Below are 20,810 nucleotides of genomic sequence, written 5' to 3' on the forward strand. Positions count from 1 at the left end.
CTATAAATTGAACTCTGTTAGTTTCAAGTCTTGATCATCTTCTGAATTATTACGATAGCGTTTGGCAATAGCATGATACAAACATTGAGCAATAATATCAGCCATTGACATGACAAGATGAAGCCGAGTATTTTGCAATACGAAATACTCCATAAATCCACCGACGTTCACTACACCTGTAATATGCATATTGCCAACAGGAGGCAGTTCTTTATTAACTCCAGCTCCAGGTCTGACAGGACCTAGATTGGCCTGAATAAAGCCTACACTCGATGCTTGACCTAGACATGCATCGATTCCGATGACGAAAGGATTACGATAGCTGTTTTTGATAGTATCCATCGTCTGTTGTAAGTTAAGTGCATGCACAGGTTCGGCTATTGAACCGTATACATGCATAAGGGTAGAACGATATTTTGTTAAATGAGTACCAACTAGTGGTCCCAAACAATCTCCCGTTGAACGATCCGTCCCTATACATACAATAACAATTTCTTGCCCGGAGGAAGCATATTGTAGTAGATTAAGCAATTCTTGTTGCAATACGCTACGTATCAATGGGGAGTTATGCGATATTTTTACTGATGAGTTATTAGACATTGTTTCTTGTAAGTTTCCTTTCTTGAAACAAAATATATAATACTAGTATGTAGAGAAAATAAGGGATTTATACTTGTACTAGAGGATTACGAAAGGGGATCATCGGCATCGTGGTAGAAAATAACCTATTATTAATCGCTTTTGATTCTACACAACAAGCATTACGTGCGGAAATGTTACTAGAATACGCTGATATAGAAATCGATATTTGTCCTACACCGAAGGAAATTACTGCAGGATGCGCACTTTCTATTCATTTTCCGTTAGAGAATTTGAATACGGTACAGCAAATTATTGTCCAAGAGAACGTAGAAGTTAGAGGGATATTTGAGAAAAACGCTCATGATTATAGGTTAATTTCTTCTTAGATTGCTTAAGATGGTGGTGTGAAATGGACATGGAAAAATTGTATGATGATACATTGGGTATGCTAATTGATGATCCATTTTGGAGTAGTATAGTGTTAGGGTTACTTCGAATCATTCTAATAATTGTCATGGGCAGAATGCTCGTATGGCTAGTTCATAAATCTATAAATCGTGTAGTTATAGATAAAATGAGTGTGAAGCATCCAAATCAACGTCGTAGAATATTAACAGTAAGCAAATTGCTCAAAAACACAGTATCTTATATTACTTATTTTATTATGGGATTGCTTGTGTTATCAGAACTAGGTATACCAATAGCACCGTTAATAGGAGGTGCTGGAATTGTTGGTATAGCTATCGGTTTTGGTGCGCAAAGTTTGGTCAAAGATGTAATTACAGGTTACTTTATTGTGCTGGAGGATCAATTTGCGGTAGGGGATACTATTTCTACAGGTAAATTCAAAGGTAAAGTAGAAGTGATAGGTATGCGTACCACTAGATTAATTAATGAGAGTGGCGAAGTTCATATTGTACCAAATAACTTAATCAACGAAATTACTAATTTCTCAATGCATGCGGGTAACGTGAAGCTTGATATTCCTATAGAGTATAATGGGAACTTGCATCATATTATGCAAGTTGTGAAACAATGTGCAGACAATCTTGTACATGAGCGGATGATTGGAACGCCCAATGTGCTTGGTTTGCAACAGTTTAGTAAAGATGAAATCGTAATGCGCATCGAGGTGCAGTGTGTAGCCACGTATGAAGAAGAATTACTACGATATATGAATGAGCAATTTAAGTTAATGTTGGAACAAGAGCAGCTTCAAATGAAGCAAATTGACTCTTAAAAAAGGGGAGGGATTACAATGGAGCGAAAGCAATTTCAACTTGGGGATATCGTTCTTATGAAGAAAGTACATCCCTGTGGATCAAGTGAAATGGAAGTTATCCGTATGGGAATGGATATCCGTATGAAATGTGTAGGTTGTGGACATAGCATTCTAATCCCTCGTGCAAAATTCGAGAAAAATATGCGTAAAGTTGTGAGACCTGCTAATACGGACTAATATCTGTTGTCTTTACGTATAGTGTGCTAATTTTATGAAATCTAGTTATAACGATTTCTAGCTTAACGAAAGTTGAATTAAGATAACGAAATGAGCCACTCCAATATTGGAGTGGCTCATTTCGTTATCTTATGGGAGTGTAATTTCACTTGGTTATAAGTATAGATTAAGTGTTTAACCTACTATGGATTCAAGTATGTGAAGAAAATATCTTCAATCATCCATTTATCTTCGATATACCTTAGCATAATTCTTCGCTCGACATACATACCGCCAGCATCCTTTGGTACTTCGATTTGATCAAGATAACCATGACCTTCGCCAGTATAGAAGTAGCTACTAGCTTTTACTGTAAATTGGTGTTTAGACTTTAAACCTGCTTGTTGAATTATTTTATTGATGAAGGTATCGGTGAAATAAGGTTTGAAATGAGTTCTGATCTGTTTGTAAGCCGAAAGATTTGTTGCTGCATTTGCTTCTTTAATTAAAGTATTGATTCTTTGTTCAGATATTTCAGGAACCTCAATTTTAGATTTGGTAGATATAATAACTTTTCTATTATCTAAAGTCACTGTAGCAATTCCCGTTTTTTGTTCCCAATTAACAGTTGCTCCGATGGTCTGACTAATAAATCTTATTGGTACGAACGTAACACCTTGATCAATTTGAGGACGAGTATCAAGAGTGATACTTTCACCGTTAACCGTAACATAATTCGAATTTGTCGGTAGAACAATCTCAATATTACCTTTGTTCATCGTTACGGTTCTAGTCTGTTGAGCCCACTTCACATTAACATCTAGTGCTTCAGAAACAACGCGTAATGGAATTAATGTAGATCCACGTACAAGTTTTCCGTCTACATGGATATTATCTGATTGTGCAAAAGTTTGGTTTGGCAGAAACGGTTGTAACAATAATATAGCTGCCAATAATGCGACTATAGATTTCTTCATCATGATGTACTCCTCTGAGTTATCTAGTTTTATTATTACTGTACACGCGGTATGACACGAATAATAGAATCGTTTACGTTTACTCCAATAGCTTCCCATTGGCTGGATGCATTTCTTTCGTAATGAACCGTAATCGTATGTTTAGCTTCAGATCTCCAGTTTATATCACCTACAAAAGCAGTTATCTCTGCATCAAGTTTCTTTTTCTCTCTATTTAACTTTATGTCCATTTCTTCTATAGACAGAGATGTTAGCTGGAACTTTTCATTGTTCGTCACTTTTTCACCGATAATAATGTTTTCAGTAAACGACTTCGTATCTTGTAGTATCTGGTCTTCAGTAGGTTCAGTTGATGAATGACCACATGCTACTAAAAATAGTAGTAGAAAAAGAATTAGAGAATAAGTTACTTTATTCATATATATGTTCCCCTTATACTCTCGCAATTTATTATTAATATTTAAGTTAGCATCCTTTACTACATAATAAACGCGTAAGAGCTAAGTATTGTTGCAAATATTGATATGATATTTCGTTATTAAAGAGATAGCTGTATTTCCTATAATTATGCTATCATTATTGGTACCAATAATAGTAAGTGAGGTTTAGCTATGGAGTATAAAACCAATGTAATGCGAATTCTCGATCAACGAAAAATACACTACAATCATTATACTTACGCTGATACGGATGCTATTAGTGGTATAGAGGTAGCTGGAATATTAGGTGAAAATCCTGCTCAAGTATTTAAGACATTAGTAACGACAGGTAAGTCGAAACGTAATTATGTATTTATGATTCCTGTTGCTGAAGAACTCGATCTAAAGAAGGCTGCTGTAAGTGTTGGAGAGAAATCAATTGAGATGTTAAAGTCGAAAGATTTGTTGCCTCTAACAGGCTATGTACATGGGGGGTGCTCTCCAATTGGGATGAAGAAGCGATTGCTGACTGTTATTGATGCTTCTGCTAATCAGTTTAAAACCATTATATGTAGTGCAGGAAAAATTGGATATCAAGTTGAGCTCTCAATTACTAATCTATCCGAAATCATTCAGATGGAGCTAGCTGAGATTACAGTTATTCATAATGAGTAACCTATATATAAATAAAAAGTCGCGGGAAATGATCTAAACAGTTGATCTCCCGCGACTTTTTATTTATATAAGACGATGACAGAGGCCTAATTTCAATTAGTATAAGTTGTCTATGTGAATCTATAAGAGATCATTGAAGAGAGAATGTTAGCCATTATATTTATTTCAAGATATTGTTAATATATCGTTGAATGTCAAATATTACAGTCTTATAATTAACGATATGTAGTGAATATCCAAGAGAAAAGGGGTTCAAGTACATTGACGACTATACTGGTAATAACTGGAATTGTTTGTCATCTAATTATCTATTATACATACCGAAATCAAGGAAAGTATCGGGAAGGTATGCTATTTGCTGTATTGTTACCAGAGAGTGCGTTGTTAGATCCAGAGATTCAACATATTCAGCAGCAATACAGTAAAAAAATGAAGGTTAGTAATCGGTGGATGATAGCTTCATACATACCGCTTATTGCGTTGCACTCATGGACTACATTTCAACTCCTCTATTACATATGGTGGTTAATTGTTATAATATTCTGGTTAACGAAACCTTTTCGTCAATCGTTGCAAGCAACAATGGCACTAAAGGAAGAACATGAATGGTATGTTAAACCTAAGCAAGAAGTTAATGGTCAGTTAGTTGATGATGATGGTGATGAGTATTGGAGTAATGGATTTACTTATCATAATACTAATGATCGTCGCGTACTCGTTCCCAAACGAATTGGCATTGGTGAAACTATTAATACAGCTACTCGAACTGGTAAAATTATTATGCGTAGCACAATCAGTATTACACTGCTTAGTTTTATTTTTATTTCTTTTATGCTGATTCGCTCAGAATTCAATTCTCCAATATTAGAAATATTAGAGGGTGATACGATAGCGATTAACTATCCTATGTATTCCACAAACATGTTTGTAGAGGATATTGTAGATATCTCGCTAGTAAATGATTACCCTAAAGTTAAGAAAATAAATGGAGAAGCAACAAAGAATTTTTTAAGAGGACAATTTAATTCAAGTGATCTAGGGAAAATTAAAATGTACATTTTCAAAAACAATCCACCTTATATTGAAATTCAATTGAAAAGTGGATATGTTTTTTATAATGATCAAGATCCAGAGATGACTAAGCAATGGTACGAAGAACTGCTATTATTACATAACTCAAGTTAAATGAAGTTGATTTTTACTAGAAATATTAAGTGATAGCTTGTCTTTATATATGGTAATATCGTAATTAGTACTAACTCTTTTATAATGTGAATTGGAGGTGTCAACATCGTGAGTGAACAAACGCGAGTTGATGGATATTTTGGTGAATTTGGTGGTAGTTTTGTTCCTCCAGAATTACAAGAAGTAATGGATTACTTATCAGAGCAATTTTATCATTTTAAAGATGATCCCGATTTTAACGAAGAGCTTCAGTATTATTTAAAAGAATATGTAGGTCGTGAAAATCCACTTACATATGTTGATCGTTTGACTAAAGAGTGGGGTGGCGCAAAAATATATTTGAAGCGCGAGGATTTGAACCACACTGGAGCACATAAAATAAACAATGTCGTTGGACAGATTCTACTTGCTAAACGTATGGGTGCAAAGCGTGTTATTGCTGAGACTGGTGCAGGGCAGCATGGTGTTGCTACAGCGACAGCGTGTGCGATGTTCGATATGGAATGTATTATCTATATGGGCGCAGAGGATACGCGTAGACAAGCATTAAATGTATTCCGTATGGAATTATTAGGAGCAACAGTGGTGCCGGTAGAAGCGGGACAAGGCCGTTTGAAGGACGCTGTTGATGCTGCACTAGGTGATCTTGTTGAAAATTATAGCAATACCTTCTATTTACTTGGTTCTGCAGTAGGACCACATCCATTCCCAACGATGGTAAAGCATTTCCAATCCATTATTAGTGAGGAATCTAAACGTCAAATTCTTGAAAAAGAAGGTCGACTTCCAGATGCCGTTATCGCATGTGTAGGTGGAGGTTCTAATGCAATTGGAGCGTTCGCTCATTATATCGATGAGCCTTCTGTTCGACTTATTGGAGTGGAACCAGATCAAGCACCATCGTTAACAGAAGGTGTACCAAGCATACTACATGGCTTCAAATGTCTAGTATTGCTTGATGAAGAGGGAAACCCGAAACCAACATATTCTATAGCTGCAGGTCTTGATTATCCAGGTATCGGACCAGAGCATAGCCATCTGAAGGTAAGTGGACGTGCTGAGTATGTAACAATTTCTAATGAGGAAGTATTAGCAGCCTTCCAAGAGTTATCTCGTACAGAAGGAATTATTCCTGCATTAGAAAGTGCACATGCTGTAGCTTATGCTAAAAAACTTGCGCCAACGATGAGCCAAGATGAAATCATTATCGTGAACCTTTCTGGTCGTGGTGATAAAGACGTTGAGCAAGTGTTCAAAATGCTGAAGTAATATTTCTCTATAATAGAAGTAGTTCATAAAGCCCGCTTTTTGAACTTGCAGTAAAAAGAGAACGACCCTGCCTCTAAGAGAATCTTAGCGATAGGGTCGTTCTTTTCGTGACGGCTAATGATAATGTTGTTACACTTCATCTTCTGTAAGAAAAGAAAATTACACAAGTAAGAACAAACTCAGCGTAGGCTAAGCGGCTATTCCACTAATCGTAATGACCATTATTGCGTGGGCAATAATGGAATCCTTCCCTTGCTACATTTAGCGAGTTGAAAAGCTTTTATTCCTTGCACTTATTAAGTCCAATGGAACCACACCTCTCTTCACCGTCGATAATAATATGTGCACAATGATAAATTAATATACATGATCATGAAAAAAAGTTTACTCAGCAATAAATTATAAGTGCAAGTTCGCAACATATTCGATGTCGGGTATGCTTCCTGCATTAATTCGTTATCAAAGTCCGCGTTTTGAACTACCTCTATAATAAGTGGTGTATATTAACAACGCCATGCTCATCTTGTATTTGCCTATAACATTTGTTATACTAAGCAGATGCGAGTACACACTCGCTCCTTGCTCTATTTATAGGGCCGTTAGTCCAAAGGGAGGTGAAATAAAATGCGCAAATATGAAGTGATGTACATCATTCGTCCGGATGTTGAGCAAGAAGCTGTCCAAGCTCTTGTTGAAAAGTTTAATGGAGTTATCTCCAACGGTGGTGAGGTTACAAAATCCGATGTTATCGGAAAGCGTCGCCTTGCGTATGAAATCAACAAACTTCGTGAAGGTCATTTCGTACTAGTACAATTTACAGCTACTGCTGAGATTGTAAACGAGCTTGATCGTGTAATGAAGATTGCGGATGAAGTTATCCGTTCGTTGATCGTAAGAGATGTAGCTTAAGAAGTCTCAAGGTTTCGATTGGGAGGTCGTAATAATGTTGAACCGTGTGATATTGATCGGAAGATTAACGAAGGATCCAGAACTACGCTATACCCCAGCAGGTGTTGCTGTTACTCAATTTACGATTGCTGTTGATAGACCATTTTCTTCTAGTGGCGGAGAGCGTGAAGCGGATTTCATTCCAGTTGTAACGTGGCGCCAATTAGCTGAAACTTGCGCAAACTATTTGCGTAAAGGCCGCTTAACTGCAGTTGAAGGACGCATTCAAGTGCGGAATTACGAGAACAATGAGGGCAAGCGTGTGTATGTTACAGAAGTAATTGCAGACAATGTTCGCTTCTTGGAATCCAATCGTGAGGGTAGTCCTCGTGAAGAAAGCTATAGCAATAATAATGGTGGCGGATATAACGCAGATGGCGGAAGCCAAAGTAATCGTCCTGCTCAAGCCCCACGCAGTACCAATGTTGATCCATTCAAGGATGACGGACGCCCTATTGATATTTCGGAAGACGACTTACCATTCTAATGCACTGACATGTTTTGAATTTATGTTAAAAGTCACTTTGACCCTTGCTGATGCAAGGGTTCTTTTTTTGTCTATAGATAATTAAGTTTGGTAATAAGATAAAATATTATGCATGAGTTGCCTGTGGAAAAGTAATGAAGGATCAGAAAATAGAGTTATCCACTTGTGTATAACTCTATTTAAATGAATGCTATCCACCTGTAAATAACTCAAATAAAAAATATCCACTGTGGATAAGCGTGAGATGAAGACGAAGAGGGTTACTAACAATGTATCCACTATTGTATAGTAAAATGCTCCACAGCGGTAAATCTCAAATTACAGTTAGCATAACGAAAGAGACATTGAATAGTACAGCAATGCTTTTTTTAACATGTATTCATAACAATTTAAGATAATGACTTGCTCATGACGTAATTAGTTAATGATACTTGCTGCCGTTCTACTTGTTGCATCTGTTCAACTTGAAATCCGTGATGTTCAAAAAAAGGTTTAGCTGTAATGCTGGCTTCTGTATAAATGGAGTCCAGCTTCAATTGCTCCGCATCGTGTTCTAGTTGAGCTAGTAATGCGGTAGCAATTCCTTGTCGCTGATAATCTTTGTGAACGTATAGACGATCAAGATGACCATCATCACTCATATCAGTAAATCCAACGATAATATCATCTTTCTTTGCTACATAGGTAATATGTTGTTGTAAGCTCTGCTGCCAACTGTCTGCTTTACTTGAACGTTCCTCTGGCGGGGCCCATGCTTGCAACTGCTTAACGGTATAATGTTCTGCATTAATATGATGAACTGTATTGTAGAAGAGTGTAATGATTTCTTCTATATGATTAGGTTCATATTGCTCAATATGTAGCATTTTTAATTCTCCTTCAGATCTAATTAATGACTCGGCAAACATTAGAAAACCAGAAATACCCCATCACAGTGTACTTAAAAGAAGGTTGATCTTTGTAAGTAATATCTATGATAGGGTATTCATGTATATTATTAATCTTTACGTTTCTTAGCTATCGCTACCGTACAACGAGAGACACAGATTAGTCGATCTTGTTCATCCGTAATCTTAATATCCCATACTGCGGAGCTACGACCTTTGTGTAGTGGTGTACCTACAGCAGTAACGATCCCTTGCCCAACGCTGCGTAAATGATTCGCATTAATTTCCATGCCCATAGCAACTTCATTTTCTTGATCTATACTGGCCCAAGCACCGATACTAGCTACTGTTTCAGCAAGAACGACGGATGCCCCACCATGCAATAATCCAAAGGGTTGTTTTGTTTTTTCATTAACGGGCATCGTGCATACTACTTTATGTGCAGACAACTCTAATGTTTCAATACCTAACGTTTCAATAATTGTTCCTTTAATATCCATCATATCGATATTCCTCCGTACGTGACATGTAGAAGATCATTCGTTAGAACTGATTCACAACATAGCCAAGCAGTATACTGAACGTTAATAATAAGCCAAACATTGTATTGAACTGTGCTGTAGATTTCATAGCAGGCATCATCTCATAAGCAACCGTTTTGCCTTGGAATAGCTTAACAGCTTGAATCGCTTTCGGCGCACTGGCAAATACAAGTATTGCCCAAGGTGTAACATGACCGGTGAAGACAAGAACTACAATCCAAGCGAATGCAATAATAAATGTTGCAGCAAGTAACTTAATGGCATTAGGGCGACCTAGTAAAATGGCGATTGTTTTACGTCCAAATTCTTTGTCACCATCAAGATCACGAATGTTGTTCGATAAATTAATCGCGCCAATTAAGAAGCCGACACTTATAGAAACGAAGAAATGAGACCAAGAAAGATTGCCAGTCTGAATGAAATAAGTAATCATAATAATAACAGGACCCATTAGTAAGCCTGAGAATAGTTCTCCAAATGGAGTTGAAGAAATAGGAAGTGGTCCTGCTGTATAGAAATAGCCTACAAGCATACATACTACTCCAATTACAGCAATCCACCAAGAGCTAGATATACAAATGTATATTCCAATTAACATGGAGATAAAGTAGAACAAAAAGGCAAGGTTACGAACAAACTTAGGTGCTACACCATCTCGTACAATTGTACCGCCAATACCTACAGAGTCTTTTGTGTCTAGTCCGCGAACAAAATCGTAATATTCATTGAACATATTCGTTGCCGCTTGAATAAGAAGCGAAGCAACCAGCATCAACATAAACAACAACAAATTCATGCTATTATCAAAAAGTGCCATTGCAGTACCAGTAAATACAGGGACAAAAGATGCTGTCAATGTATGAGGACGCATTAGCCTCCACCAAACATTTTGTGTGGTTGTTTGTAATTCTGTTTGCATCATACCGCATCCTTACTATTATAATATAAGTAACATAATAAAGTTCATTTATAAGTGTAGGATAACTAGTGTAAAGTGTCAACGCAAGAAACTTGGTAGAAAGTTGACGATATTCTAGTAGGAGTGTATTCTTGAAACAGATAATTCGGTAAGGTAATGACAAGGGTGAATAACGTGATTTCTAATAATAAAATGTACATATTAATGAAAGAAGGCAAACGACAAGCCCATCTTTCTGGAAATAATGTGTTGGTAAGTTCAGTATCCGAGATCGACAAGATGGATTTACCAGCCTTTTTTTCATACGATGAACACAAATATAAGGGAAATCGATTCTTATGGTCTGAACCAGGCAGAACGTTATCATTCGTCGGCTTAGGTAGTGTTCTTACATTAACTGCGAACAATGCTACGACACGCTATGAAGAGATTAATGACGCTTGGACAGCAATTGCTACGGAAGCAATTATTGATCATAATATTTCTGGATATGTAGGACCTATATTATTTGGTGGTTTTTCTTTTGATCCTAATATTGCACGGACAGAGAAGTGGGGCGATTTCGCTCATACTAGCTTTGCTGTGCCTCAATTTATGGTTACGGAACATGAAGGTAAGACTTGGCTTACTATTAATGCATGGATATCACCAGATGAAGGAGATATCGAGCAGGAGACATTAAGCATTGATCTTGCGAAATACGCATATGTTGCTTCGGATAGAGACATACTGCAATCCATTATGAAGGAAGAAATTGCACCTTCTGACTGGATGAGTGCGGTAGGTAATGCCGCATCATCTATACGTAATGGAGAGTTAGAAAAAGTGGTACTAGCTAGAGCTATTACGTTAGAAGCAAAGGAACCGTTTCATGCAGAGGAAGTAGTTAGAAGTTTATTATCTGATCAGCTGGATACTTACGTATTTGCCATTGATAAGCAGTGTAGCTGTTTTGTCGGTGCAACTCCTGAACGACTAATTAAGCGCCAAGGAGATCAATTCCAGACGTTATCATTAGCGGGTTCTATTGCACGTGGTGCAACGGTATCAGAGGATGAACATTTAGGAAGTTTCTTGAGCCAAGATGTGAAAAATCTACATGAACATGAGTTAGCAGTCCATATGATCAAGGATGCTATGTTAGAGCTTTGTGAAGATGTTGATGCACCTGATGCACCAATTATTCGTAAGCTGAAAGATATCCAGCATCTAGCTACGCCTATTTCGGGTCAAGCTAAACCTAATGTTACATTACTACAAGCGGTGGAAGCATTACATCCTACGCCAGCACTTGGTGGTATGCCAAGGCAAGCTGCATTGGAATCAATTCGTACTTTAGAGCATATGGATCGTGGTTGGTATGCAGCTCCAATTGGTTGGTTGAATACACGCTTAGAAGGTGAGTTTGCGGCAGCGATACGTTCAGCATTACTGAAAGATCGCAGAGCATACTTATTTGCAGGCTGTGGCATTGTCGGCGATTCAGATCCGCTTAGTGAATATAATGAAACAGCATTGAAATTCAGACCAATGTTAGCAGCATTGCAAGCTATTGATGTTGAGGAGTAGCTGAAATAGCAAAAAAGTTACTCTAATGAGTTAGTTAAGCGCCACTTGGTGTGAAATAATGAAAAAAGTTAACTAGATAGTTATGAAAAGTTTAGGAGGGAAAGTGATGAGTTCAGACGGAGCAACATTATATCTCAGCGCATTTATTGATGAATTGGTAAGATCGGGCTTGAAGCATATCGTTGTCAGTCCTGGCTCGCGCTCGACACCTCTAGCGGTATTAGCGGCAGAACATCCACACCTTCAACTATGGATGAATATAGATGAACGTTCAGCGGCATTTTTTGCACTAGGAATTGCCAAGGCGAAGCAAGAAGCTGTAGCTCTATTATGTACATCAGGAACGGCTGCGGCTAATTACTTCCCTGCGATAACGGAAGCGAATTTGTCGCGTGTACCATTAGTTGTACTTACTGCAGATCGTCCACATGAGTTACGTGATGTGGGTGCACCGCAGACGATTAATCAGTTAGGATTGTACGGTGATCATGTGAAGTGGTTTTCTGAGATGCCTATTCCTGAGGCAAGTGATCTCTTGTTGAAGCATGCTCGTATTTCCGCAGCACGTGCGGTGATGACAGCAAATAGTAAGCCAAGTGGACCAGTCCACTTGAACTTCCCATTGCGAGAGCCATTACTTCCTAATCTTGAGCATCCACAGCTATTTGGCGGAGGCAGGGAAGATGGTCAACCTTATACCGCAAATGTAGCAGGAACGATGGTAGCCCCAGTAGAACAGATACAGATGCTAGCTAGGCAGTTAGGTGAAGTAGACAAAGGGATTATCGTATGTGGTCCTCATGACGAGCCTCAGCTGTTAGAAGTGGTGACTGCGTTAGCTAAGAAGCTTGGATATCCTATAATAGCGGATCCGCTATCTCAGCTAAGAAGTGGTTCTCATGATCATAGCTACATTGTAGATAGTTACGATTCATTTTTGAGAGATGAAATGGTGGCAGCAACGCTTGAGCCATTAGTGATCATTCGTCTTGGAGCAATGCCAGTCTCAAAACCGTTGCTACAATATATGAATCGTCATCAAAGCAGTAGAATGATTGTGGTCGATGAAGCGGGTTGGCGAGATCCTACATTGTTAGTATCAGATCGCTTCAACGTTCATCCAGTCTTATTCTGCAAGCAACTATGTGAAGCTACAGAGCAGTTACAGCTGTCTGAAGTGAAACGCGACCATAGTAAGTGGACAGCTCAATGGCTTAACGTAAATGATGTGACGAGAGAGCTATTACAGCAGGAAGTTAGCCGTGATCATGCAGGTCAACTGTTCGAAGGTACAGTAGTAACAGAACTACAAGCTTTAATGGATAGTAATAGCACATTGTTTGTTGGCAATTCGATGCCAATCCGTGATGTAGATAGTTTCTTCTGCAACAAAGAAAGCTCTATACGCATTTTGGCAAATCGCGGAGCGAATGGAATTGATGGACTGGTATCTACGGCGATTGGTATTAGTGCTGTAAATGAGCAGACGGTATTGTTAATTGGAGATCTGTCTTTCTATCATGATATGAATGGATTATTAGCGGCTAAGCTTCATCAGCTTAATATAACGATAGTCATTGTTAACAATGATGGTGGAGGTATTTTCTCCTTCCTACCACAAGCTAAGCTACCGAATCATTTTGAAGTACTATTCGGTACACCAACTGGACTTGATTATGAGTATGCAATTAAGATGTATGGCGGTCAATTCCAGAGGGTACAAAGTTGGCAACAATTCCGTGAAGCTTTCCAGCAGGCGGAGCAACTTGGTGGGTTACAAGTGATTGAAGTTCCAACGAATCGTGAACTTAATGTTGAACTTCATCGTCAAATCTGGCCGCGAATGTCAGCTAAGTTAGCGAAGCTGTTATCATGAGGGACTTAATGGGATGAAGTATATCATTAATGGGGCAACATATTATGTAGAGCTTCATGGCGAAGGACAAGCATTACTATTGCTACATGGTTTCTCAGGTAATCATGAACAGTGGACGCCTTTCATCGAAAGTTGGACTGCAGAACATCAGCTCATTATCGTTGATCTATTAGGTCATGGTAAGAGTGAAGCAAATGCTGATTATAATCGCTACCATACAGAGCAAACGGTCACCGACTTAGTCGAGCTGCTTGATCAATTATATATCGAATCTGCGATCGTGCTAGGATATTCCATGGGAGGCAGAATAGCCTTATCTATGGCACAGCTTGCCCCATCTAAAGTTAACGGCTTAATTCTGGAAAGTACTTCTCCAGGACTTGCCTCCTTAGAAGAAAGACAAGCTAGAATGGATAGTGATGAGGCATTAGCTTCGAAAATTGAACAACATGGAATTGATTGGTTTGCTGATTATTGGGCAGAACTTCCGTTATTTGCTAGTCTAAAATTGTTGCCATTAGAAGAACAAGAAGCTATTGACCAGCAGCGAAGAAGTAATAAGCCGCAAGGATTAGCAAATAGCTTACGAGGCATTGGTACAGGCGCTCAGCCTTCATGGTGGGATCATATGGAGCATATTACGAAGCCAACATTACTTATTGTTGGTGAATCAGATATGAAGTTTAGAAAGATTGCCGAGCTGATGATGCAACGTATGAATCAGCCATATAAGCAATTAGAGATTGTTTCCGAAGCTGGTCACAATGTGCATATGGAACAACCTCATAAATTTGATACAATAGTAAAGAGATATTTATCTATGAGAAAAGGGATGGTGTAACAGATGTCAGTAATACCTTGGGAAAAATACGGTAATTTCGAAGATATTCTGTATGAAACATATGATGGCATAGCTAAAATTACAATTAATCGTCCAGAAGTTCGTAATGCTTTCCGTCCTAAGACGGTAATGGAACTAATCAATGCATTTGCTATCGCTCGTGATGATGCGAACATTGGTGTTATCGTTCTAACAGGCGCTGGCGACTTAGCATTCTGCTCAGGCGGTGATCAAAAAGTTCGTGGTCATGGTGGTTATGTTGGCGATGATCAAATTCCTCGTCTGAACGTACTTGATCTTCAACGCTTGATCCGTACTATTCCTAAGCCAGTAATTGCAATGGTAGCGGGATATGCTATTGGCGGTGGACATGTTCTACATATTGTATGTGACTTAACAATTGCTGCTGATAACGCACGCTTTGGTCAAACAGGTCCGATGGTTGGTAGCTTCGACGGTGGTTATGGTGCAGGTTATCTAGCTCGCATCGTTGGTCAGAAGAAAGCTAGAGAAATCTGGTATCTATGTCGTCAATACGATGCTCAAGAAGCATTGGATATGGGTCTAGTTAATACCGTTGTTCCACTTGCTGATCTTGAAGCTGAAACGGTGAAATGGTGTCAAGAGATCTTATCTAAATCACCAATGGCGTTACGTTTCTTAAAAGCTGCATTTAATGCAGACACAGATGGACTAGCAGGAATTCAACAGCTTGCAGGCGATGCAACGCTACTTTACTATACAACAGAAGAAGCAAAAGAAGGTCGCGACTCTTTCAAAGAGAAAAGAGATCCAGACTTCAAGCAGTTCCCACGTTTCCCATAAGTCGTAAAAAAGGAGGGCAAAGCGATGCATATGCCTCATTGGCTTGATAAGCGAGCCTCTCTAACGCCTGACCGGATAGCGATTGAATATGGCAATGAGCAGATTACGTTTGCGCAATTGCGGGAGCGATCTCTCATTACAGCCAGTAAAATAAGTTCATTACCGACAAAGCAAGGCTACCCTATAGCCTTGCTTTGTTATAATGACAGCTATACCGTCGAGCTTATTCATGCGGTTCATTATGTTGGTGGAATCCTTATGCCGCTTAATATTCGGCTTACGGCCCATGAACTGCTCTATCAACTTCAAGATGCGAAGTGTAATGTACTCATCTATGATCCACAATTCCAGCAACTTATTGATCTTATAATTGATGAGTATAACAATATACGTTGTATATGTACGACGGCTTTGCAACAGATGGACATCGTAACCGATACCTCTCTAGTTACTTATATCGATCAAGAAGAGACGCATACGATAATGTACACGTCTGGGACGACTGGATTTCCGAAAGGTGTCATTCAAAGCTACAGTAATCATTGGAATTCAGCCGTCGGCTCAATGCTTAATCTTGGTCTATCTGAGCATGATAAATGGCTTGTGTGCGTTCCATTATTCCACATTAGTGGTTTATCGATAGTTATTCGTAGCGTACTTTATGGTATTCCGATGGTTATTCACGAAAAATTCGATCCCGTTACCGCAAATGCAGCTATTATAGATCAAGGTGTAACGATAATGTCGGTTGTCAGCAATATGCTGTCACGGATGGTAGAACAATTAGGTGATGTGCGTTACCCTGAACATTTCAGATGTATGTTACTCGGTGGTGGTCCAGCGCCACTTTCATTACTTGAGCAATGTGTAGTGAAGGAGATTCCGGTCTTTCAAACGTACGGTATGACAGAAACCTGCTCGCAGATCGTGACGCTTCAACCTGAGTATATGCTGTCTAAGTTAGGTTCGGCAGGAAAGCCACTTTTCCAAGCAGAATTAAAAATTATGATGGATGGTCATGAGGCGCAAGCTATGGAAGCTGGAGAAATCATTGTTCGTGGACCTAATGTCACTTCTGGTTATTTGAATGGTGTTGGTACGAATAGCTTTGTAGGCGGTTGGCTCTATACTGGAGATGTAGGCTACGTGGATGAAGATGGCTTTCTCTATGTACTCGATCGTCGCAGGGATATGTTCGTATCGGGTGGGGAGAATGTCTATCCTGCTGAGATTGAAGCGACACTTATTAGCCATCAAGCTGTACTCGAATCGGGTGTAACTAGTATGTCCCATGAGATTTGGGGGCAAGTACCTATAGCATTCGTCGTACTTAATCACGATACGAATTGTACGGAGGAAGATTTACTTCAGTATTGTTCAGAACGGTTGGCCAAGTATAAGCTGCCTAAGGCAATACATGTAGTAAAACAATTACCGCGTAATGCTTCTAATAAATTACTTCGTCGTGAGTTATTACAATTGCTACCTTCTTAGTAAGGAACGTTACGATTGATATACTTAACGCCATGGTCAACACGAACACCTTTAAGGCAAAGCGCAAGTCGCGAACTTGTATTGCTTTAAAGGTGTTTGTTATATGAGGATGTAGAGCGGGATAGAGCTTGTATTCGGAAGGAGCTTATTTATGATCACGATTCAATCTGTCGAGTTGTACCGGATAAGCATGGAATTGAAAGCCCCATTTGTTACGGCTAACGGTGCTTATGTTGATCGGGAGACAATACTAATTGAAATAACGGATAGCGAAGGAAATAGTGGGTGGGGAGAATGTGTTGCTTTTGCTACCCCATGGTATACCGAGGAAACGGTACAAGGCGCGTGGCATATACTGCAAAGCTTTCTCATTCCAACTTTGCTTGGAGTAAGTTTACAGCATCCGAAGGAAATTCCGGCTATATTTTCAAATGTGAAACGAAATCAGATGGCAAAAGCAGGACTAGAGATGGCGATCTGGGATCTATATGGTCAGATTGCGGGGCAACCTTTACATCAACTGATAGGTGGCGTAAGAGAAGAGTTGAAAGTTGGCGTAGCTATAGGGTTACAATCTACTTTGGATGATTATTATCGGCTAATTGATCAATATACAGCTGATGGCTATGAACGAATGAAGATAAAAATAAAACCAGGTCACGATATTACACTCATTGAAGATTTACGTTCTCGTTATCCGAAGCTCCCATTAATGGTAGATGCTAATTCTGCTTATGGTCTGAATGATATTACCCATTTACAACAACTTGATGACTATAATCTTATGATGATTGAGCAACCGCTTGCTGCTGATGATATTATTGATCATGCTAAGTTACAGGCGAATATGAAGACGCCTATTTGTCTCGATGAGAGCATAATTACATACGATGATGCGCGAAAAGCGATTGAGCTTGGCAGTTGCCAAGTTATCAATGTGAAATTAGGTAGAGTAGGCGGGATGACAGAAGCAATAAGAATACATGATCTTTGCAAGGAGCATGACATTGCGATATGGTGCGGGGGGATGTTAGAGTCGGGAATCGGCCGTGCTCATAATATGGCGCTCGCTTCATTAAGCCATTTCACGATACCAGGAGATATTTCTGCATCAGCACGATACTGGCATAAAGATGTCATATTACCTGAAGTAAAGATTGAACAAGGGGGCGTATTACTACCCTTCGGAGCGGGAATTGGCTTTGAAGTCAACCGGGAATATATTGAGCAACTAACACTAGAGAGATTGAAATTCAATCATTCACGATAATTGGATCATTTATAATATAAATACCATTATTTTTGTGCATACAACGCTGAAAAAAATTTGATTTTTAAAGTTTTATGAGTTATTCTATTGTAAGTGACTTTAACAGGGTACCTAGATGTACCTATCGAAAAATAGAGATAAAATTCAAAATTAAAACCGAGTCAGTTCGGACTATGTCAGTGATCTGAATTGCCATTAAAATTTGTAACAGAAGGGAAGGGTTCGAATGAGCTTCAGAAAAGAAGGCGGAGAAGATCGTGGCGAGCGTAAATTCGCTCGTAAAGGCGGCCGCAATAAACGTCGTAAAGTTTGTTTCTTCACTGTAAACAAAGTTACGCACATCGACTATAAAGATACTGATTTGCTTAAAAAGTTCATCAGCGAGCGTGGAAAAATTCTTCCTCGTCGTGTAACTGGTACAAGCGCGAAGTATCAACGTCTATTGACAATCGCTATTAAGCGTTCTCGTCAAATCGCATTACTACCATACACTACTGAATAGTAGGTTACGGATAAAGGGCTTCCCAACAGGGAAGTCCTTTTTAGGTTATATGAGGTTCAAAATCGTTGATTGTGATCACGATGTATCGCATTGGAGCTTAGTCGACGTCGAAGATGCCATTCATCGGAAGCCTGTGGTGCTCACGTACACGAAACGTACGTTGTGCTCCTCATTTCCTAGCTTCATGGCATCTTCTTGGTGCTGACCATCAAAGATTTTGAACTTTGATTTGAAGATGAGGTTCAAAACCTTTGATTGTGATCACGATGTATCGCATTGGAGCTTAGTCGACGTCGAATATGCCATTCATCGGAAGCCGTGCTCACGTACACGAAACGTACGCTGTGCTCCTCATTTCCTAGCTTCATGGCATATTCTTGGTGCTGACCATCAAAGATTTTGAACTTTGATTTGAAGATGAGGTTCAAAATCGTTGATTGTGATAACGCTGCATCGCAATATAGCTTAGTCGACGTCGATTATGCTAATCATCGCTGGTGTACATACATGTACACGCCACTGGAGTCATTAGAAGCTTCAAACTTTTATTGACAGCTTAATCGGGCGGATTTATAGTGAGAAGGTTGCTGTCGTGATGATATATGGACAAGTTTAAGCTAGGCAACAAAGGGAGAGAACTACATTGCTTAATAAGCTAAGGTCAACATGGTTTTTCAATGTTAGAGGGGATGTACTTGCAGGGATAACGGTCGCATTGGCGTTAATTCCTGAAGCTATTGCCTTCTCGATCATTGCAGGTGTCGATCCTATGGTTGGGATACATGCTTCATTCTGTATTGCTGTACTGATATCGATTTTTGGTGGAAGACCGGGGATGATTTCTGCTGCAACAGGTGCGATGTCTATCTTGATGGTGACACTTGTAGCGCAGTATGGGATTGAGTATTTATACGCTACGACGATTCTTACAGGATTAATTCAATATGCAATCGGAGCGTTAAAGTTAGGTAAGTGGATTTCGTTCGTTCCACAGTCCGTATTATCTGGATTTCTTAATTCGTTAGGTATTATGGTATTTATGAGCCAACTTCAACATTTTGTAGATGCTACATGGGTCGTCTATATGATCGGAGCAGTTACATTGTTAATTGTATATGGTTTGCCTTATATTACGAAAGCAATTCCGTCTACTTTAGTAGCAATTGTTGTGATGACGATCGTAACGATTGTCATCGGTCTTGATGTGAAAATGGTTGGAGATATGGGGATTATTAATAGTAGCTTACCATTATTCCACTGGCCTGATGTCCCTATTTCATGGGAAACTATTAAAATTATTGCGCCAGTAGCTTTAACTATGGCTATTGTCGGATTACTTGAATCATTGATAACTGCAACGGTTCTAGATGAACAGACGAAGACGAAGAGTGATAAGAATAAGGAAGTTCGTGGTCAAGGGCTTGCCAATACGATTACTGGTATGTTCGGTGGTATGGCTGGTTGTGCGATGATTGGACAATCTTTAATTAATGTTCGTTCAGGTGGCAGAGGTAGACTATCTACAATGGTTGCAGGGGGAGTACTGCTCTTACTTATCGTTACGTTGCGCGATGTCGTGGTGAAAATTCCGATGCCCGCGTTAGCTGGCGTGATGATTATGGTTGCCATAAGCACATTTGAATGGCAATCGATTAAGAATATAACAAAAGCGCCAATTGCTGATACGATGACGATGATCGTAACGGTTGTTGTTATATTAATCACTCATAACCTCGCACAAGGTGTATTGGTAGGGGTATTGCTCAGTGCCGTTATTTTTGCGATTCAATCTAGTAGGCTTCATATTATTACAGAAAAAGATGAAGATCATAAAATAATTACTTATTATATAAACGGTCCGTTATTTTTTGCAACATCTACGATGTTTGATCAATCCATTGAAGCCGTTGTAGGTTATGATAGAGTTGTTATTGATGGAAGTCAGTCAAAAGTATGGGATCAATCAGCAATTTTAGCGCTGGCTAAAGTGGTCAATCGTTTACGAGAAAGTGGTAATGAGGTTGAGCTCATCCTTTTTGATAAAGATAGTTCACTGCTCGTCAAAAAATCAGGCATGGCTGAAACACTAGGCGCATAATATAAAA

22 protein-coding genes are annotated in these 20,810 nt (G+C 39.1%); 16 read left to right on the top strand and 6 right to left on the bottom strand.

Translation table 11 applies throughout. The annotated features are described in order from the left end of the window. Positions 1 to 600 (bottom strand): spore protease YyaC, encoded by a 600-nt coding sequence (yyaC, locus tag NV377_RS14215; protein WP_258201449.1) that lies wholly within the window; start codon positions 598 to 600, stop codon positions 1 to 3. 110 nt (positions 601 to 710) lie between these two features. On the opposite strand from yyaC, the gene NV377_RS14220 reads away from it, so the two are divergent. From NV377_RS14220 to NV377_RS14230, 3 genes are read left to right on the top strand one after another with little or no spacing between them, the layout of a single operon-like run. Next, complete coding sequence (locus tag NV377_RS14220) at positions 711 to 968, top strand: putative Se/S carrier protein (protein ID WP_258201450.1); 258 nt, start codon at positions 711 to 713, stop codon at positions 966 to 968. Between the two features lie 23 nt (positions 969 to 991). Further along, a complete protein-coding gene (locus NV377_RS14225) occupies positions 992 to 1,822 on the top strand; it encodes a mechanosensitive ion channel family protein (RefSeq protein WP_258201451.1) in 831 nt (276 codons plus the stop codon). An 18-nt stretch (positions 1,823 to 1,840) separates the two neighbouring features. Continuing rightward, a complete protein-coding gene (locus tag NV377_RS14230) occupies positions 1,841 to 2,041 on the top strand; it encodes a DUF951 domain-containing protein (protein ID WP_258201452.1) in 201 nt (66 codons plus the stop codon). 182 nt (positions 2,042 to 2,223) lie between these two features. On the opposite strand, the gene NV377_RS14235 is transcribed toward NV377_RS14230, so the two are convergent. Together NV377_RS14235 and NV377_RS14240 are read right to left on the bottom strand one after the other, a co-directional pair. Further along, a complete protein-coding gene (locus tag NV377_RS14235) occupies positions 2,224 to 3,000 on the bottom strand; it encodes a copper amine oxidase N-terminal domain-containing protein (RefSeq protein ID WP_258201453.1) in 777 nt (258 codons plus the stop codon). Positions 3,001 to 3,032: 32 nt separating this feature from the next. Next, on the bottom strand, positions 3,033 to 3,416 hold the full coding sequence (locus NV377_RS14240) for a hypothetical protein (RefSeq protein ID WP_258201454.1): 384 nt from the start codon (positions 3,414 to 3,416) through the stop codon (positions 3,033 to 3,035). Positions 3,417 to 3,608: 192 nt separating this feature from the next. Here NV377_RS14240 and ybaK point away from each other — a divergent pair, with 192 nt between their 5' ends. The 5 genes from ybaK to ssb all read left to right on the top strand — a co-directional run bounded on the left by ybaK (position 3,609) and on the right by ssb (position 7,980). Next, the gene (gene ybaK / locus NV377_RS14245) at positions 3,609 to 4,091 is read left to right on the top strand and encodes a Cys-tRNA(Pro) deacylase (protein ID WP_258201455.1); all 483 of its coding nucleotides are present in this window, start codon (positions 3,609 to 3,611) and stop codon (positions 4,089 to 4,091) included. A gap of 261 nt (positions 4,092 to 4,352) precedes the next feature. Next, positions 4,353 to 5,276, top strand: a complete 924-nt coding sequence (locus NV377_RS14250; RefSeq protein WP_258201456.1) for a DUF5808 domain-containing protein — start codon at positions 4,353 to 4,355, stop codon at positions 5,274 to 5,276. 108 nt (positions 5,277 to 5,384) lie between these two features. Further along, a complete protein-coding gene (gene trpB, locus NV377_RS14255) occupies positions 5,385 to 6,545 on the top strand; it encodes a tryptophan synthase subunit beta (protein ID WP_258201457.1) in 1,161 nt (386 codons plus the stop codon). Between the two features lie 624 nt (positions 6,546 to 7,169). Continuing rightward, a complete protein-coding gene (gene rpsF / locus NV377_RS14260) occupies positions 7,170 to 7,454 on the top strand; it encodes a 30S ribosomal protein S6 (protein ID WP_258201458.1) in 285 nt (94 codons plus the stop codon). Positions 7,455 to 7,488: 34 nt separating this feature from the next. After that, the gene (gene ssb, locus NV377_RS14265) at positions 7,489 to 7,980 is read left to right on the top strand and encodes a single-stranded DNA-binding protein (RefSeq protein WP_258201459.1); all 492 of its coding nucleotides are present in this window, start codon (positions 7,489 to 7,491) and stop codon (positions 7,978 to 7,980) included. Positions 7,981 to 8,369: 389 nt separating this feature from the next. Here ssb and NV377_RS14270 read toward each other — a convergent pair whose 3' ends face one another. From NV377_RS14270 to NV377_RS14280, 3 genes are all read right to left on the bottom strand, one after another. Then, positions 8,370 to 8,846: a GNAT family N-acetyltransferase gene (locus NV377_RS14270; protein ID WP_258201460.1), complete on the bottom strand. Its 477-nt coding sequence runs from the start codon at positions 8,844 to 8,846 to the stop codon at positions 8,370 to 8,372. A 131-nt stretch (positions 8,847 to 8,977) separates the two neighbouring features. Then, positions 8,978 to 9,367: a hotdog fold thioesterase gene (locus tag NV377_RS14275; RefSeq protein ID WP_373425822.1), complete on the bottom strand. Its 390-nt coding sequence runs from the start codon at positions 9,365 to 9,367 to the stop codon at positions 8,978 to 8,980. 43 nt (positions 9,368 to 9,410) lie between these two features. After that, positions 9,411 to 10,328: a 1,4-dihydroxy-2-naphthoate polyprenyltransferase gene (locus NV377_RS14280; RefSeq protein WP_258201867.1), complete on the bottom strand. Its 918-nt coding sequence runs from the start codon at positions 10,326 to 10,328 to the stop codon at positions 9,411 to 9,413. Positions 10,329 to 10,502: 174 nt separating this feature from the next. Here NV377_RS14280 and NV377_RS14285 point away from each other — a divergent pair, with 174 nt between their 5' ends. From NV377_RS14285 to NV377_RS14320, 8 genes are all read left to right on the top strand, one after another. Then, on the top strand, positions 10,503 to 11,897 hold the full coding sequence (locus NV377_RS14285; RefSeq protein ID WP_258201461.1) for an isochorismate synthase: 1,395 nt from the start codon (positions 10,503 to 10,505) through the stop codon (positions 11,895 to 11,897). A gap of 106 nt (positions 11,898 to 12,003) precedes the next feature. Next, the gene (gene menD, locus NV377_RS14290) at positions 12,004 to 13,773 is read left to right on the top strand and encodes a 2-succinyl-5-enolpyruvyl-6-hydroxy-3-cyclohexene-1-carboxylic-acid synthase (protein WP_258201462.1); all 1,770 of its coding nucleotides are present in this window, start codon (positions 12,004 to 12,006) and stop codon (positions 13,771 to 13,773) included. 13 nt (positions 13,774 to 13,786) lie between these two features. Next, on the top strand, positions 13,787 to 14,614 hold the full coding sequence (menH, locus tag NV377_RS14295) for a 2-succinyl-6-hydroxy-2,4-cyclohexadiene-1-carboxylate synthase (RefSeq protein WP_258201463.1): 828 nt from the start codon (positions 13,787 to 13,789) through the stop codon (positions 14,612 to 14,614). Positions 14,615 to 14,617: 3 nt separating this feature from the next. Continuing rightward, positions 14,618 to 15,439, top strand: a complete 822-nt coding sequence (gene menB / locus NV377_RS14300) for a 1,4-dihydroxy-2-naphthoyl-CoA synthase (protein WP_258201464.1) — start codon at positions 14,618 to 14,620, stop codon at positions 15,437 to 15,439. 24 nt (positions 15,440 to 15,463) lie between these two features. Then, positions 15,464 to 16,933 (top strand): o-succinylbenzoate--CoA ligase, encoded by a 1,470-nt coding sequence (locus NV377_RS14305; RefSeq protein ID WP_258201465.1) that lies wholly within the window; start codon positions 15,464 to 15,466, stop codon positions 16,931 to 16,933. A 151-nt stretch (positions 16,934 to 17,084) separates the two neighbouring features. Then, the gene (menC, locus tag NV377_RS14310) at positions 17,085 to 18,203 is read left to right on the top strand and encodes an o-succinylbenzoate synthase (protein WP_258201466.1); all 1,119 of its coding nucleotides are present in this window, start codon (positions 17,085 to 17,087) and stop codon (positions 18,201 to 18,203) included. A 226-nt stretch (positions 18,204 to 18,429) separates the two neighbouring features. Continuing rightward, on the top strand, positions 18,430 to 18,705 hold the full coding sequence (gene rpsR / locus NV377_RS14315; protein WP_258201467.1) for a 30S ribosomal protein S18: 276 nt from the start codon (positions 18,430 to 18,432) through the stop codon (positions 18,703 to 18,705). Positions 18,706 to 19,348: 643 nt separating this feature from the next. Next, positions 19,349 to 20,803: a SulP family inorganic anion transporter gene (locus NV377_RS14320; protein ID WP_258201468.1), complete on the top strand. Its 1,455-nt coding sequence runs from the start codon at positions 19,349 to 19,351 to the stop codon at positions 20,801 to 20,803. Positions 20,804 to 20,810 lie beyond the last annotated feature (7 nt).

The organism is Paenibacillus endoradicis, from assembly GCF_024721975.1.